At 72.9% G+C, this 16,502-nt stretch carries 11 protein-coding genes; 5 read left to right on the top strand and 6 right to left on the bottom strand.

The window, feature by feature from the left end; all coding sequences use genetic code 11:
• Positions 1-437: 437 nt before the first annotated feature.
• Together M1O15_RS18525 and metH are read right to left on the bottom strand one after the other, a co-directional pair.
• Positions 438-1,139: an HAD family hydrolase gene (locus M1O15_RS18525; RefSeq protein WP_248635045.1), complete on the bottom strand. Its 702-nt coding sequence runs from the start codon at positions 1,137-1,139 to the stop codon at positions 438-440.
• A 177-nt stretch (positions 1,140-1,316) separates the two neighbouring features.
• Positions 1,317-4,853: a methionine synthase gene (gene metH / locus M1O15_RS18520; RefSeq protein ID WP_248635044.1), complete on the bottom strand. Its 3,537-nt coding sequence runs from the start codon at positions 4,851-4,853 to the stop codon at positions 1,317-1,319.
• 239 nt (positions 4,854-5,092) lie between these two features.
• Between metH and M1O15_RS18515 the strand changes: the two genes are divergently transcribed.
• Positions 5,093-5,857, top strand: coding sequence for an IclR family transcriptional regulator (locus M1O15_RS18515; protein WP_248635043.1), 765 nt, complete (start codon positions 5,093-5,095; stop codon positions 5,855-5,857).
• Between the two features lie 622 nt (positions 5,858-6,479).
• On the opposite strand, the gene M1O15_RS18510 is transcribed toward M1O15_RS18515, so the two are convergent.
• On the bottom strand, positions 6,480-6,944 hold the full coding sequence (locus tag M1O15_RS18510; protein WP_248635090.1) for a VOC family protein: 465 nt from the start codon (positions 6,942-6,944) through the stop codon (positions 6,480-6,482).
• Between the two features lie 394 nt (positions 6,945-7,338).
• Here M1O15_RS18510 and M1O15_RS18505 point away from each other — a divergent pair, with 394 nt between their 5' ends.
• From M1O15_RS18505 to M1O15_RS18490, 4 genes are all read left to right on the top strand, one after another.
• Positions 7,339-8,133: an MIP/aquaporin family protein gene (locus M1O15_RS18505; RefSeq protein WP_248635042.1), complete on the top strand. Its 795-nt coding sequence runs from the start codon at positions 7,339-7,341 to the stop codon at positions 8,131-8,133.
• Between the two features lie 93 nt (positions 8,134-8,226).
• Positions 8,227-9,756, top strand: a complete 1,530-nt coding sequence (gene glpK, locus M1O15_RS18500; RefSeq protein WP_248635041.1) for a glycerol kinase GlpK — start codon at positions 8,227-8,229, stop codon at positions 9,754-9,756.
• Positions 9,757-9,773: 17 nt separating this feature from the next.
• The gene (locus M1O15_RS18495) at positions 9,774-11,384 is read left to right on the top strand and encodes a glycerol-3-phosphate dehydrogenase/oxidase (protein WP_248635040.1); all 1,611 of its coding nucleotides are present in this window, start codon (positions 9,774-9,776) and stop codon (positions 11,382-11,384) included.
• A 375-nt stretch (positions 11,385-11,759) separates the two neighbouring features.
• Positions 11,760-13,124, top strand: a complete 1,365-nt coding sequence (locus tag M1O15_RS18490) for a PAC2 family protein (RefSeq protein WP_248635039.1) — start codon at positions 11,760-11,762, stop codon at positions 13,122-13,124.
• 137 nt (positions 13,125-13,261) lie between these two features.
• Here the strand turns inward: M1O15_RS18490 and mshC are convergent, their stop codons facing one another.
• The 3 genes from mshC to M1O15_RS18470 all read right to left on the bottom strand — a co-directional run bounded on the left by mshC (position 13,262) and on the right by M1O15_RS18470 (position 16,375).
• Positions 13,262-14,491, bottom strand: a complete 1,230-nt coding sequence (gene mshC, locus M1O15_RS18485; protein ID WP_248635038.1) for a cysteine--1-D-myo-inosityl 2-amino-2-deoxy-alpha-D-glucopyranoside ligase — start codon at positions 14,489-14,491, stop codon at positions 13,262-13,264.
• A 463-nt stretch (positions 14,492-14,954) separates the two neighbouring features.
• A complete protein-coding gene (locus M1O15_RS18475) occupies positions 14,955-15,821 on the bottom strand; it encodes an SCO1664 family protein (protein ID WP_248635037.1) in 867 nt (288 codons plus the stop codon).
• Positions 15,788-16,375, bottom strand: coding sequence for a DUF3090 domain-containing protein (locus M1O15_RS18470; RefSeq protein ID WP_248635036.1), 588 nt, complete (start codon positions 16,373-16,375; stop codon positions 15,788-15,790). Before M1O15_RS18470 ends, M1O15_RS18475 begins: the two co-directional genes overlap by 34 nt.
• Positions 16,376-16,502 lie beyond the last annotated feature (127 nt).

The following is a 16,502-nucleotide window of genomic DNA, read 5'->3' as shown; positions in this document are numbered from 1 at the left end:
AGGCGATCGTTCCGGTGCCCCCGCGGGCCTGGTGGGCCGTGCGGGGAGGGGAGGTCTGCGGCGAAGTCCTGGAGCAGAGAGTAGTGGGATACGCCACGGGTCTTCGACGCCGGCGGGGAGCGGTGGCGCCGGACAGTGATGAGGGATGCGGTGGCTTCGATTGCTATGCAGGGGAATGATTCGCGCATCAGACGATCAAACGGGACAGATGGGTGAGGGCCGCGTGCGCCGTTTACGGGCAGGAGGGGCGTTCTTCACCTTCCGGTCGCGACACGCTGGGTGACGAAACTCACGCGGGGGAGGAAGGGGGCGGGGAGGGGCCGGGTACGGGCGGTCACGGGGGGACGTCTGGTCGGTGCCGGTGGGCGGGGGTGCGGGGGGTACGGCTGCGGGCCGTACGAGGGAGGTGTACGGGGCCGGGGGTGCCGCGGGGGGTGTCAGTTGAGGCTGGTGATGAGGGAGCGGAGGAAGCCGAGGTCGACCTCCTCCAGCGAGCCCACCACGACCCGTCCGGTGGCGGGGGCGATCGGGGCGACGGAGGGGACGGCGACGACCCGGCAGCCGGCCGCCTCGGCGGAGGCGACCCCGGTCGCGGTGTCCTCGATGACGGCGCAGCGCAGCGGGTCGGCGCCGACGCCCCGGGCGGCCAGCAGATAGGGGTCCGGGTGGGGCTTGGTGCGCGCCACCTCGTCGCCGGCCACGGTGAGGGTGAAGCGGTCGGGGCCGACCGAGCGCAGCACGGTGTCGATGACCCGGCGGTGCGAGGCGGAGACCAGCGCAGTGGGCACCTGGTGCGCGGCCAGCTCGGCCAGCAGGCGCTCGGCGCCCGGCATCATCGGCACCCCGCGGGCGATGCGCCGCTCGAAGCGGTCGTTGAGCAGCACGGACAGCTCGGGCAGGGTGATGCGGGCGCCGGTGGCCTCGATGAGGTATCCGGCACTGCGGCTCATCGGGCCGCCGACCACCACGTCCCGCCAGGCCTCGTCGAGCTCGTGGCCGAGCTCGGCGAAGACCTCGACCTCCGCGTCCCACCAGAAGCCCTCGGTGTCGACGAGCGTGCCGTCCATGTCGAGGAAGACCGCCTGGAGGGCGGAGCCCTCCGCCGTACGGGTCAGGGACACGGGGACCGTGCTGGTCATCCGGCACACCTCCATCGGGGGTCGGTCGGGGGACGAGAAGGCCGGCCGCCTGTCCCGGAGGGGGCCGCGCGGGGCGGCCCCCCGGTACGGCTCCCGGGGAAGAGCGACCGGCCTGTACTGGACCGACCAGTGTACGTCCTGTCCGGTTCGTACGCCCCTCGTCATCCCTCGCGAGGCTCAGCGGGCGTTGAAGTACGTGGCCTCGGGGTGGTGGATGACGATGGCGTCGGTGGACTGCTCGGGGTGCAGCTGGAACTCCTCGGAGAGGTGGACCCCGATCCGCTCCGGCTGGAGCAGGTCGGCGATCTTGGCCCGGTCCTCCAGGTCGGGGCAGGCCCCGTAGCCGAGCGAGAAGCGCGCGCCCCGGTACTTCAGGGCGAACATGTCCTCCACGTCCGCCGGGTCCTCGCCGGCGAAGCCGAGCTCGGCGCGGACCCGGGCGTGCCAGTACTCGGCCAGCGCCTCGGCGAGCTGGACGGAGAGGCCGTGCAGCTCCAGGTAGTCCCGGTAGGAGTCGGCGGCGAACAGCTCGGCCGTGGCCTCGCCGATCTTCGAGCCGACCGTGACGACCTGGAGGCCGACCACGTCGGTCTCGCCGGACTCCTCGGGGCGGAAGAAGTCGGCCAGGCAGAGGCGGCGGCCGCGCCGCTGGCGGGGGAAGGTGAAGCGGGTGCGCTCGTTGCCCGCCTCGTCCAGCAGGATCAGATCCTCGCCCTTGGAGACGCAGGGGAAGTAGCCGTGGATCACGGCCGCCTCCAGCAGGTTCTCGGTGTGCAGCCGCTCCAGCCAGCCGCGCAGCCGGGGCCGGCCCTCGGACTCCACCAGTTCCTCGTAGGAGGGGCCGTCCCCGGCGCGGTTCTGCTTCAGGCCCCACTGGCCCTTGAAGAGCGCGCCCTCGTCCAGCCAGGAGGCGTAGTCCTTCAGCGGGATGCCCTTGGCGACCCGGGTGCCCCAGAACGGCGGCTCGGGGATCGGGTTGTCGGTGGCGGTGTCGGAGCGCACCCCGGTCTCCGGCTCGCGCTCCTCCACCAGCACACCGCCCGCGGCGGAGGCCTTGACCCGGCGCTGCTTGAGCTCGGGCAGGCTCGCCCCGGGCACTCCGCGCTTGACGGCGATCAGGGCGTCCATCAACCGCAGGCCCTCGAAGGCGTCCCGGGCATAGCGGACCTCGCCCTGGTAGATCTCGTGCAGGTCCTGCTCGACATAGGCGCGGGTGAGGGCGGCGCCGCCGAGGATCACCGGGTAGCGGGCGGCCAGCTCGCGCTGGTTCAGCTCCTCCAGGTTCTCCTTCATGATCACCGTGGACTTCACCAGCAGCCCGGACATGCCGATGACGTCGGCGCGGTGCTCCTCGGCGGCGTCCAGGATGGCCGAGACCGGCTGCTTGATGCCGAGGTTGACCACGTTGTAGCCGTTGTTGGAGAGGATGATGTCGACGAGGTTCTTGCCGATGTCGTGGACGTCGCCGCGGACGGTGGCCAGCACGATGGTGCCCTTGCCCTCGTCGTCGGACTTCTCCATGTGCGGTTCGAGGTAGGCGACCGCGGTCTTCATCACCTCGGCGGACTGGAGCACGAACGGCAACTGCATCTGACCCGAGCCGAACAGCTCGCCGACCACCTTCATGCCGTCGAGCAGGGTCTCGTTGACGATGTCGAGGGCCGGGCGCTCGGCGAGGGCCTCGTCCAGGTCGGCCTCCAGGCCGTTGCGCTCGCCGTCGATGATCCGCCGCTTCAGCCGCTCGTCCAGCGGCAGGGCGAGCAGTTCCTCGGCCTTTCCGGCCTTCATCGACTTGGTGTCGACGCCCTCGAACAGCTCCAGCAGTTTCTGGAGGGGGTCGTAGCCCTCGGCGCGCCTGTCGTGGATCAGGTCGAGGGCGGTGGTGACCTGCTCGTCGTCGAAGCGGGCGATGGGCAGGATCTTGGAGGCGTGGACGATGGCGGAGTCCAGCCCGGCCTTGACGCACTCGTCCAGGAAGACGGAGTTGAGCAGGATCCGGGCGGCCGGGTTGAGGCCGAAGGAGATGTTGGACAGCCCGAGGGTGGTCTGCACGTCGGGGTGGCGGCGCTTGAGCTCGCGGATCGCCTCGATGGTGGCGATGCCGTCCTTGCGGGACTCCTCCTGGCCGGTGCAGATGGTGAAGGTCAGGCAGTCGACCAGGATGTCGGACTCGTGGATGCCCCAGTTGCCGGTGAGGTCCTCGATCAGCCGCTCGGCGATGCCGACCTTGTCCTCGACGGTCCGGGCCTGGCCGTTCTCGTCGATGGTGAGCGCGATCAGCGCGGCGCCGTGCTCCTGGGCGAGCCGGGTGACCTTGGCGAACCGGGAGTCGGGCGCGTCGCCGTCCTCGTAGTTCACCGAGTTGATCACCGCGCGGCCGCCGAGCTTCTCCAGGCCGGCCTGGATGACGTCGACCTCGGTGGAGTCCAGCACGATCGGCAGGGTGGAGGCGGTGGCGAACCGGCCGGCCAGCTCGGCCATGTCGGCGACGCCGTCCCGGCCGACGTAGTCCACGCAGAGGTCGAGCATGTGGGCGCCCTCGCGGATCTGGTCGCGGGCCATCTCCACGCAGTCGTCCCAGCGGGCCTCCAGCATGGCCTCGCGGAACTTCTTGGAGCCGTTGGCGTTGGTCCGCTCGCCGATGGCCAGGTAGGAGGTGTCCTGGCGGAAGGGGACGGTCTGGTAGAGGGAGGCGGCGCCGGGCTCGGGGCGCGGGGTGCGCTCGGCCGGGGTGAGGTCGCGGACCCGCTCCACGACCTGGCGCAGGTGCTCGGGGGTGGTGCCGCAGCAGCCGCCGACCAGCGAGAGGCCGTACTCGCGGACGAAGGACTCCTGGGCGTCGGCCAGCTCGGGGGCGGTCAGCGGGTAGTGCGCCCCGTTCTTGCCGAGCACCGGCAGGCCGGCGTTGGGCATGCAGGAGATCGGGATACGGGAGTGGCGGGCCAGATAGCGCAGGTGCTCGCTCATCTCGGCCGGGCCGGTGGCGCAGTTCAGGCCGATCATGTCGATGCCCAGCGGCTCCAGCGCGGTGAGCGCGGCGCCGATCTCGGAGCCGAGCAGCATGGTGCCGGTGGTCTCCACGGTGACGGAGACGATCAGCGGTACGTCGATCCCGGCGGCTTCCAGGCCTCGGCGGGCGCCGAGCACGGCGGCCTTGGTCTGCAGCAGGTCCTGGGTGGTCTCCACCAGCAGCGCGTCCGCGCCGCCGGCGACCAGGCCCTCGGCGTTCTGCTGGTAGGCGTCGCGCAGCACGGTGTACGGGGCGTGGCCCAGGGTGGGCAGCTTGGTGCCGGGGCCGATGGAGCCGAGCACCCAGCGGCCGCGGCCGTCCTTGGCGGTGAAGGAGTCGGCGGTCTCCCGGGCGATACGGGCGCCCGCCTCGGAGAGCTCGAAGACCCGCTCGGGGATGTCGTACTCCCCCAGGGCGGCGTGGTTGGCGCCGAAGGTGTTGGTCTCCACGCAGTCCACGCCGACCGCGAAATACTCCTCGTGCACCGAGCGCACGATGTCCGGCCGGGTCACGTTCAGCACCTCGTTGCAGCCTTCCAGCTGCTGGAAGTCCTCCATCGAGGGGTCCTGTGCCTGGAGCATGGTGCCCATGGCACCATCGGCCACCACGACACGGGTGGCGAGTGCCTCGCGGAGGGCGGCGGCGCGGGACCTGGCGTCGGAATCCTGAGTGCTGTCGGCGGAAGGGGTCGGCAACGAGGCCATGGAAGGTACTCCCTGGGGTGCGACGGCTGTCGGCTTTGCGTCTCCGGCGGGCCCGTGGACGCACCGGGCCAGCCTAACCATGCGTCTGCCCCCATGGACATCGAGTTCACCTACTGGACGCCCATGTCGGCGGCCGGGGTGTGGGCACCGGGCGTGGAGGGGACTCTTCGCAGGTGGCCGGTGGTCGGCAACGGCCGATACTGTTCAGCATTGTCGAACCGCAGAAGAAGGGCCGGGCGATGCCGAAGAACATCCAGTCGCTTGAACGGGCGGCGGCGATGCTGCGTCTGCTCGCGGGCGGGGAGCGCAGGCTCGGCCTGTCCGACATCGCCTCCTCGCTGGAGCTGGCCAAGGGCACGGCCCACGGCATCCTGCGCACCCTCCAGGCGGAGGGGTTCGTGGAGCAGGACCCCGCGTCCGGGCGCTACCAGCTCGGCGCCGAGCTGCTGCGGCTCGGCAACAGCTATCTGGACGTGCACGAGCTGCGCGCCCGGGCCCTGGTGTGGACCGACGACCTGGCCCGCTCCAGCGGGGAGAGCGTGCACCTGGGGGTGCTGCACCAGCAGGGCGTGCTGGTGGTGCACCACGTCTTCCGGCCGGACGACAGCCGCCAGGTGCTGGAGGTGGGCGCCATGCAGCCGCTGCACTCCACCGCGCTGGGCAAGGTGCTGTCGGCGTACGACCCGGTGGCGCACAGCGAGGTGGTGGAGGTCGAGCGGGAGGCGTTCACCCCACGCACGGTGACCGCGCTGGCCGACTTCGAGCAGCTGCTCGACCTGATCCGGGCGCGCGGCTGGGCGGCCGACGTGGAGGAGACCTGGGACGGGGTGGCCTCGGTGGCCGCGCCCATCCACGACCGGCGCCGGATGCCGGTGGGCGCGGTCGCCATCACCGGCGCGGTGGAGCGGGTCTGCGAGGGCGGCGAGCTCCGCTCCGGCCTGGTCGCCGCGGTGCGCGACTGCGCCCGCGCGGTCTCCCGGGACCTGGGCGCGGGGCGGTTCTAGCGCCGGGGCCGCCTTCGCGGCGGCGGGAGCACGGGGCCGGGTTCCGCGCCCCCGACGCCGTACGGGCACGAGGCCGGCAGCCTGGGAGCCGTACGGGAACGGGGCGCGCGCCCCACGGCGTACGGGCACCGGGCCCGCACCCCAGCGCGTACGGCCCGAGGCCCGGCCGCGCCGCCAGCCGTACGCGACGGGCCGGGCCCCCGACGCCGTACGGGACCCGGGGCCGCACCCCCGACGCCGTACGGGACCCGGGGCCGCACCCCCGAAGGCGTACAGGCACGGAGCCCGCGCCCCACGGCGTACGGGCACGGGGCCCGCACCTCAGCGCGTACCGCCCGAGGCCCGGCCGCGCCGCCAGCCGTCCGTACACGACGGGGCCGAGCCCTCGACGCCGTACGGGACCCGGGGCCCGCACCCTCGAAGGCGTGCAAGCACAGGCGTACGCGAGGCGGCCCGGCACCCCGTAGGCGCACCCCGCGCCCGCACCCCCGCCCGTACGGGCATGGGGCCCGCGCCTCGGACGCACTGGTACGGGCACAGGCGTACGGGTACGGCCCCGGCGTATATGGCGCGGCCCCGCCCCCACAGACGCGCGCCCCCGCTTCCCCGGCGCCCCGCGCCGTTACGCCGCTTCCAGGGTTGCCACGTCGAGCTTGCGCATCTTGAGCATGGCGTGGAAGACCCGGGCGACGCGGTCCGGGTCGGGGTCGTCCAGGAGCTCGACGAGGCGGGTCGGGACGATCTGCCAGGACAGGCCCCAGCGGTCCTTCAGCCAGCCGCAGACGCTCTCCTCGCCGCCGCCCGCGAGGAACCGGTTCCACAGCTCGTCCACCTCCTCCTGGGTACCGCAGTCGACCGAGAGCGAGACCGCCTCGTTGAACCGGAACTCCGGGCCGCCGTTGAGGGCCGTGTACTGCCGGCCGGCCAGGGCGAACTCGATGGTGAGGACGGAGCCGGGCTCACCGGGGCCCGCCTCGGTGTAGCGGGTGACCTTCTGGACCTCCGAGTCCGGGAAGAGCGAGACGTAGAAGTCGACCGCCGCCTCGGCCTCGCCGTCGTACCAGAGGCAGGGGCGGATCTTCTCCATCGTGAACGGGGTCGCGCTGGTCATGGGGTGCTCCTTGCTCCTCGCGCTCGTCCGCCCGCCGGGTGCGCGGGCCCTTCGGGAGGGTGGACCGCCTCCGGTCACGGAACTCATCGGCGGTGCGGACCTCGGTGCCCCAGGCCCCCGCACCGGGCGGGTCCGGCGCGGGCGGCGCATCATCGGTAACGAACGGGTTTCGGCTGGTCGAAGCCTTGACGTCACGTTTACGAGGGAGCAAAACTGCCGTTCATCGGTCGGCATTGTCGAACACCTACCGGCAATACGCGTTAGAGTGGGACAACGCCAGGAGGCCGGTTACCGCCCTCAGCCGAGGGCGCGGACCACCGGAGGGACCCGGGGTTCGCCTTCCCCTGGACGAAGGACAAAGGAGTCGCGGGTGTCCAGCTCCGACATCTTCATCGGCGAGACCATAGGGACCGCCATACTCATCCTGCTCGGCGGCGGAGTCTGCGCCGCCGTCACGCTCAAGAGCTCCAAGGCCCGCGGCGCGGGCTGGCTGGCGATCACCTTCGGGTGGGGCTTCGCGGTGCTCACCGCCGTCTACACCTCGGCTCCGCTCTCCGGCGCCCACCTCAACCCGGCGGTCACCGTCGGCATCGCCGCCAAGGACGGCGAGTGGGGGAACGTCCCGGTGTACTTCGCCGGGCAGCTGCTGGGCGCGATGATCGGCGCCGCGCTGGTCTGGGTGGCCTACTACGGGCAGTTCCGGGCGCACCTCACCGACCGGGAGATCATCGGGGACCTGGCGGACGAGCCCGTCGAGGGGCCGCACGACGGCACCGCCAAGCAGCCCGCCGGCCCGGTCCTCGGCATCTTCTCCACCGGGCCGGAGGTCCGGGTCGCCTGGCAGAACCTCGCCACCGAGATCATCGGCACCGTGGTGCTGGTGCTGGCCGTGCTCACCCAGGGCCTCAACGACAGCGGCAAGGGCCTGGGCACCCTGGGCGCGCTGATCACCGCCCTGGTCGTGGTCGCCATCGGCCTCTCGCTCGGCGGCCCCACCGGTTACGCCATCAACCCGGCCCGCGACCTCGGTCCGCGCATCGTGCACGCCCTGCTGCCGCTGCCGAACAAGGGCGGCTCCGACTGGGGCTACGCCTGGATCCCGGTCGTCGGCCCCCTGGCGGGCGGCGCCCTCGCGGCGGGTATCTACTCCCTCGCGTTCGCGTAACGACGACCGCGGCCCGTCCCGTACACCCACGCGTACGCACCGGGCAACGCCGAGCACTTCGAGCCGTCCTTCCTCCTCACCACCGGAGCCATCGTGACCGACACACACACCACCGGCCCCTTCATCGCCGCCATCGACCAGGGCACCACCTCCTCCCGCTGCATCGTCTTCGACCGCGACGGGCGCATCGTCGCCGTCGACCAGAAGGAGCACGAGCAGATCTTCCCCAAGCCGGGCTGGGTGGAGCACGACGCCGCCGAGATCTGGACCAACGTCCAGGAGGTCGTGGCCGGCGCCATCGACAAGGCGGGGATCACCGCCGCCGACGTCAAGGCCATCGGCATCACCAACCAGCGCGAGACCACGCTGCTGTGGGACAAGAACACCGGTGAGCCCGTCCACAACGCCATCGTCTGGCAGGACACCCGCACCGACGCGCTCTGCAAGGAGCTCGGCCGCAACGTCGGGCAGGACCGCTTCCGCCGCGAGACCGGCCTGCCGCTGGCCTCCTACTTCGCCGGGCCCAAGGCCCGCTGGCTGCTCGACAACGTCGAGGGGCTGCGCGAGCGCGCCGAACGCGGCGACATCCTCTTCGGCACCATGGACTCCTGGGTCGTCTGGAACCTCACCGGCGGCACCGACGGCGGCGTGCACATCACCGACGTCACCAACGCCTCCCGCACCATGCTGATGAACCTGCACACCATGGAGTGGGACGACAAGATCGCCTCCTCCATCGGCGTCCCGCTCGCCATGCTGCCGGAGATCCGCTCCTCCGCCGAGGTGTACGGGGCCGTCAAGGGCGGCGTGCTGGACGGCGTCCCGGTCGCCTCCGCGCTCGGCGACCAGCAGGCGGCCCTGTTCGGCCAGACCTGTTTCGCCGAGGGCGAGGCCAAGTCCACGTACGGCACCGGCACCTTCATGCTGCTGAACACCGGCGACAAGATCATCAACTCCTACAGCGGGCTGGTGACCACGGTCGGCTACCAGATCGGCGACCAGGACCCGGTGTACGCGCTGGAGGGCTCGATCGCGGTCACCGGCTCCCTGGTGCAGTGGATGCGCGACCAGATGGGCCTGATCAAGTCGGCCGCCGAGATCGAGACCCTGGCCTCCTCCGTCGAGGACAACGGCGGCGCCTACTTCGTCCCGGCCTTCTCCGGCCTGTTCGCCCCCTACTGGCGCTCCGACGCCCGCGGGGTGATCGCCGGACTCACCCGGTACGTCACCAAGGCGCACATCGCGCGCGCCGTGCTGGAGGCCACCGCCTGGCAGACCCGCGAGATCACCGACGCCATGACCAAGGACTCCGGCGTCGAGCTGTCCGCCCTGAAGGTGGACGGCGGCATGACCTCCAACAACCTGCTGATGCAGACCCTCTCGGACGTCCTGGACGCACCCGTGGTGCGCCCGATGGTCGCCGAGACCACCTGCCTCGGCGCCGCCTACGCCGCCGGCCTGGCCGTCGGCTTCTGGCCGGACACCGACGCCCTGCGCGCCAACTGGCGCCGGGCCGCCGAGTGGACCCCCCGCATGGACGCCGACAAGCGGGACCGCGAGTACAAGAGCTGGCTCAAGGCCGTGGAGCGCTCCATGGGCTGGCTCGACGACGAAGAGAAGTAGGAACGGGAGTTAGCGATATGACCACCCTGCAGAGCGTCCCCTCGCACGGGACGCACCCGGCCGCCGGTTCGCTGCCCGGTCGCGCCGAGACCCGGGAGCAGCTCGACAAGGCGACGTACGACCTCCTGGTGATCGGCGGCGGCATCCTGGGCATCTCCACCGCCTGGCACGCCGCGCAGTCCGGGCTGCGGGTGGCCCTGGTGGACGCCGGCGACTTCGCCGGCGCCACCTCCTCCGCCTCCTCCAAGCTCCTCCACGGCGGTCTGCGCTACCTGCAGACCGGCGCGGTGAAGCTGGTGGCGGAGAACCACTTCGAGCGCCGGGCGGTCTCCCGCCAGGTCGCCCCGCACCTGGCCAACCCGCTCACCTTCTACCTCCCGGTGTACAAGGGCGGCCCGCACGGCGCCGCCAAGCTCGGCGCGGGCGTCTTCGCCTACTCGGCGCTCTCCGCCTTCGGCGACGGCGTCGGCCATCTGCTCAGCCCCGCCAAGGCCGCGCAGGACGTGCCCGAGCTGCGCACCGAGAACCTCAAGGCCGTCGCGGTCTACGGCGACGACCAGATGAACGACGCCCGGATGGCGCTGATGACGGTCCGCGCCGCCGTCGCCTCCGGGGCCGTGGTGCTCAACCACGCCGAGGTGACCGGGCTGCGGTTCACCAACGGACGGGTCACCGGCGCGGAGCTGCGGGACCGGATGGACGGCGCGGAGTTCGGCGTCGACGCCCGCCTCGTCCTCAACGCCACCGGCCCCTGGGTGGACCACCTGCGCAAGATGGAGGACCCCAACGCGGCCCCCTCCATCCGGCTCTCCAAGGGCGCCCACCTGGTGCTGAAGCGGACCTCCCCGTGGAAGGCCGCGCTCGCCACCCCGATCGACAAGTACCGGATCACCTTCGCCCTCCCCTGGGAGGACATGCTGCTGCTCGGCACCACCGACGAGGAGTACGAGGGCGACCCGGGCGAGGTCGCGGTCACCGAGAAGGACACCGCCCAGATCCTGGACGAGGCCGCCTTCTCGGTCCGCGACCAGCAGCTCTCCCGCGATCTGATCACCTACGCCTTCGCGGGCCTGCGGGTGCTGCCCGGCGGCCCCGGGGACACCTCCAAGGCCAAGCGGGAGACGGTGGTCACCGAGGGCCGCGGCGGGATGCTGTCGGTGGCCGGCGGCAAGTGGACGACCTTCCGCCACATCGGCCGCACCGTGATGAACAAGCTCGCCGCCCTCCCCGGCCACCCGCTGGGCGAGGACATGGAGCCCATCTCCCACCTGCCGAAGAAGCTGCCGCTGCCCGGTATCGCCAACCCCAACGCGGTCGCCCACCGGCTGCTGGTGGACGGCGGCACGCCCGGTCCGCGGATGGCCGCCGACACCGCGCGGCACCTGGCCACCCATTACGGCTCGCTCGCCTTCGACATCGCGCGCCTGGCCCAGGAGAACCCGAAGCTGGGCGAGCGGATCCACCCGGACGCGCCCGAGATCTGGGCGCAGGTCGCCTACGCCCGGGACCACGAGTGGGCCGCCACCGCGGACGACGTGCTGCGCCGCCGGACCACGCTGACCATCCGCGGCCTGGCCACGGACGAGATCCGCGCCGGGGTCGAGTCGGTGCTCGGCGACCGGGACTGACGGGAAGCGGAACTGACGGCGGGCGGAACTGACGGCATGCTGAACTGACGGACCGGCAGGAGTGCGGACGGTCCGTCGGTCGCGGAAGGCCGGGCACGGCGCGGTGGGGCGGCTCCCTTTCACGGGGCCGCCCCACCGGGTTTCCCGGGCCCCTTCGCGCCCTCCGGGAAGGGTGCCGGCGGGGGTTCGCGGCGGCCCTGATGGGTAGTGGCTTGCGGTCGGCGCCGACCGCCCCGCCCGGAGAGGCTTCCGGCGGGTTCCGGGCAGGTGGGAATGGCCGGTGAAGTGCACCCGGACGGGTACGGGGGCTGCGGGCCGGCCCGCCGTTGCCCGTAAGGTTGGTTCGTACGTACGGAACTTCGGAAGGAGGCCTGGGTGATCGAGCTCGCGGGGGTTCCCGAGCTGATCGACCCGGTCATGGTGGCCGCGTTCGAAGGCTGGAACGACGCCGGCGACGCCGCCTCCACCGCGGTCGCGCACCTGGAGCGGGAGTGGAAGGGCGAGGTGTTCGCGGCCCTCGACGCCGAGGACTACTACGACTTCCAGGTCAACCGCCCCACGGTGTTCATGGAGGGCGGGGTGCGGAAGATCACCTGGCCCACCACCCGGCTGTCGGTGGTCCGCGTCGGCGGGGACAAGCCCCGCGACCTGGTGCTGGTCCGGGGCATCGAACCGTCCATGCGCTGGCGCTCGTTCTGCAACGAGATCCTGGGCTTCGCCCACGAGCTGGGCGTGGAGATGGTGGTGATCCTCGGCGCGCTGCTGGGCGACACCCCGCACACCCGCCCGGTGCCGGTCAGCGGGGCGACCTCCGACCCGCAACTGGCCCGCACCATGGACCTGGAGGAGACCCGCTACGAGGGTCCCACCGGCATCGTCGGTGTCCTCCAGGAGGCCTGCACCCACGCCGGGGTCCCGGCGGTGAGCCTGTGGGCGGCGGTCCCGCACTATGTGTCGCAGCCGCCCAACCCGAAGGCCACTCTGGCGCTGCTGAACCGCCTGGAAGACCTCATCGACCTCCGCATCCCGCTCGGCGAACTCGCCGAGGACGCCCGGGCCTGGCAGGTCGGCGTCGACCAGCTGGCCTCGGAGGACAGCGAGGTCGCCGAGTATGTGCAGACCCTGGAGGAGGCCCGGGACACCGCCGAGCTCCCGGAGGCCTCCGGCGAGGCCATCGCCCGCGAGTTCGAGCGCTATCTGCGGCGCCGGGACGGCGGCGGGCAGGGGCACGCCGGCGAGTCCGGTGACACGGGCTATCTGCGCGACCCCTCCGGGGGCCGCGCCCGGCCGCCGAAGCCGAAGACGCCGGAGCAGCAGCGGGACACCGAGCCGGCCGGCGAGGACGCCGAGAACGCTGCCGAGGAGTCCGCGGAGGACGCCCCCGAGGCCGGGACCGGCGAGAGCGAGAACGGCGGCAGCGGAGACGGTGAGGACGGGGGCCAGGACGCGCCCCGGCGCCGGAGCGGCGGCCGGACCCGCCGCTCCACCCGCCGGACGGACCCGGAGCAGGAGACCGCCGAGGACAGCCCGGAAGGCGGGTCGGCCGCGGACGCGGAGTCCGGCGGCGGCGCGGCGGCTGACGGACCGGTGGACGCGGAGTCCGGTGACCGGCCGAGCGGGCGGAAGGCGCGTGGCACCAAGGGCACGGCCCGCAAGGGCAGGAAGGGCGACGCGCCCGGCGACCGGTCCAAGGAGAAGGGCGAGGACGGCGACTCGTCCGAGGGGCGCGCGGAGGACTGAAGCCGTACGCCGGGCCGACTGAGAGCACCGGCCCGGCGTACGGCGCTGCGGCGCACGCGGCCGGGTACGAGGAGAGGGCGGCACCCTTCGGGGTTTGCCGCCCTCTCCTCGTACCGCCGTACCGGCCGGCCTGCCTCCTACAGCGCCACGCCCAGCAGCGCGTCCACCGTGCGGGAGACCAGCCCGGGGGCGCTCTCGTCGGTGCCGCCCCCGGCCTGCTGGGCGGCGGCCCAGCGGTCCACCGCGGCGAGCGCGGCCGGGGAGTCGAGGTCGTCGGCGAGCGCCTCGCGGACCTCTTCCAACAGGGCGTCGGCGGACGGCCCGTCGGGGCGGGAGACCGCGGCGCGCCAGCGGGCCAGCCGCTCCTCGGCGTCCCGCAGCACCTGGTCGGTCCACTCCCAGTCGGCCCGGTAGTGGTGGCCGAGCAGGGCGAGCCGGATGGCGGCCGGGTCGGTGCCCTGGCGGCGCAGGGCGGAGACGAAGACCAGGTTGCCCCTGGACTTGGACATCTTCTCGCCGTCCAGGGCGACCATGCCGGCGTGCACATAGGTCTTGGCGAACGGGAACTCGCCGGTGAGGGCCTGGGCGTGCGAGGCGCCCATCTCGTGGTGCGGGAAGACCAGGTCGGAGCCGCCGCCCTGGACGTCGAAGCCCATGCCGAGGTGGTCCAGGGCGATGGCGACGCACTCGATGTGCCAACCGGGGCGGCCGGGGCCGAGGCTGGCGCCGTCCCAGCTGGGCTCGCCCTCGCGGGCGGCCATCCACAGCATCGGGTCGAGCGGGTTCTTCTTGCCGGGGCGCTCGGGGTCGCCGCCGCGCTCGGCGGACAGCACCCGCATGGCCTCGGCGTCGTAGTGCGAGACCTCGCCGAAGTGCGGGTCGGACTCGACGGAGAAGTAGACGTCGCCGTCCAGCTCGTAGGCGGCGCCCGCGTCGCGGAGCCGCTCCACCAGCGGGACGATGCCGGGTATCGCCTCGACGGCGCCGATGTACTGCCGGGGCGGCAGCATCCGCAGGGCGGTCATGTCCTCGCGGAACAGCGCGGTCTCGCGCTCGGCCAGCACCGTCCAGTCGATGCCGTCGCGCACGGCCCGCTCCAGCAGCGGGTCGTCCACGTCGGTGACGTTCTGGACGTAGTGGACCTGCCGCTTGGTGTCCAGCCACACACGCTGTACGAGGTCGAACGCGTTGTAGGTCGCCGCGTGCCCCAGGTGGGTGGCGTCGTACGGCGTGATGCCGCAGACGTAGATACGGGCGACCGGACCGGGGGTGAGGGTCACTCGGCCGTCGGTCGCGGTGTCGTGGATCCGGAGGTCGCGGCCCTTGCCGGGCAGGGCGGGGACCTCGGAAGCGGGCCAGGCATGCATGCTCATGAGCCTAACCGGACGCGGCGTCCGGATACGAACCGGATACGGACCGGGCCGGGGGCCAAGCGGCCGCGATGGCCGGCCGGGCACTCTTGCGGCCCGGCCCAGGGTGTGCACCCGGGGTGTGCGCCTAGGGGGTGCGCCCGCGGTATGCGCCCACAGGGGGCTTGGGAATGCGCCCGGGGGTGCGCCCACAGTGTGTGCCCGGGGGGCGCCCGAGGGGGTGGGCTCGGCGGGTGCCCGAGGGGGTGTGCCCGGGGAGTGCGCCCACAGTGTGGGCCCGGGGGTCCACCGAAGGAGGTGCGCCCACAGGGGGGCCCAGGGTGTGCGCCCACATGGGGCTTGGGAATGCGCCCAGGGGGGTGCGCCCACAGTGTGGGCCCGAGGGGGTGTGCCCGGGGGAGTGCGCCCGAGGGCGCCCCGGCAGTGCGCCCGCGGAGGTGCGGTCTTCTCGGTCCCCGTCTCAGACGGGCGGCCAGGGGATGGCCGGCCACTGCCCGGACGGTTCGGGGTGGCGGCCGGAGGCGCGCAGGGCGGCCACGCGGGTGCGGAGCGCGGTGAGCTCGTCCGGGGTGATCAGTTCGGCCAGCCGGGTGGTGAGCGGCGCGGCCGGGGCGAGCGCCTCGGCGAGGGCGGCCAGGGTGTCGCGGGCCTCCTCGGGCAGCGGTTCGCCGGCCCAGCCCCACAGCAGGGTACGCAGCTTGTCCTCGGTGTGGAAGGTGACGCCGTGGTCGATGGCGTGCAGCCGGCCGTCGGGCGCGGGCAGCAGATGGCCGCCCTTGCGGTCGGCGTTGTTGACCACCGCGTCGAGCACGGCGAGCCGCCGCAGCCGAAGGTCGTCGGCGTGCACCAGCAGGGCGGTGCGGTCCTCCTCGACCTGCGCGTACCCGATGGCCTTCCAGCCCTCGCCCGGCTCGTCGCCGTCGACCAGGGCGAGCAGTTCCGCGTCCGGGTCGCTCTCCACCCAGAGCTGGACCATGCCGGGGCCGTACGGGCCGTCCCGCAGCACGGTCGGCGGGACCAGGCCCCAGCCGGTGGCCTCGGAGACCGCGTAGGCGGCGACCTCGCGCTCGGCGAGGGTGCCGTCGGGGAAGTCCCACAGCGGGCGCTCCCCGGCGACCGGCTTGTAGACGCAGTCGACCTCCCGCCCCCGGTGGGCGGCGGTGCACAGCAGCACCGCGTTGGACGCCTCCCGGACCTGCCCGCGCACGGTCAGCTCGCCCTCGGCGAGCACCTCCAGCAGCTCGTCCGGGGCCGACACCGCATCCGGAGCCGGGCCCGTGTCGCCGGCCGGCCTCACGCCCGCCGGTACCCGTTCTGGCGCGGGCATACATGTCCTTCCGGATCGAGCGGCAGGCTGCACAGCGGGCAGGGCGGCCGGCCCGCGTTGACCACGTCCAGGGCGCGCTTGGCGAAGGCCCGGGCCTGGGAGCCGGTGAGCCGGACCCGCAGCATCGGCGGGCCGTTCTCCTCGTCCTGGAGCAGCCGCTCCTCGGCCTCGGCCAGGTCCTCCTCGGAGTCGGCCTCCAGCTCGACCAGGGCCTGCGCCTCCACGATCATCCGCTGGTCCTCGCCGTCCCAGGCGAGCGCCATGGTGCCGACCCGGAACTCCTCCTCCACCGGGGTCTCCAGCGGCGCGGTGTCGGTGGCCTCGGAGGTGGCGACGGCGGGCACCGGGGCGTTGCCGCCGGTGCGGCGCACCACCTCGTCCAGCAGTTCGTCGATGCGCTCGGCCAACGCGGCGACCTGGGTCTTCTCCAGGGCGACGCTGGTGGTGCGGCCGCCCGCGGACGCCTGGAGGAAGAAGGTGCGGCGCCCAGGCAGCCCGACCGTGCCGGCCACGAAACGCTCCGGTGGGTCATAGAGGAACACCTGACGGGACACGTTCCCTCTCCCTTGCTTCAGTTCGCGGTCGGCCATGCTCCGGCACGCGGTGCTCTCGCCGAGGCGATACGCGGCCGGTGAGGCGACGACGGCGCCTCGGGCCCGTCCACCCTACTGTGCGAAGGGA

It is taken from the genome of Streptomyces lichenis (assembly GCF_023218175.1).
GTDB classification, from domain to species: domain Bacteria; phylum Actinomycetota; class Actinomycetes; order Streptomycetales; family Streptomycetaceae; genus Streptomyces; species Streptomyces lichenis.
This window is presented reverse-complemented; position numbering and strand designations above follow the sequence as displayed.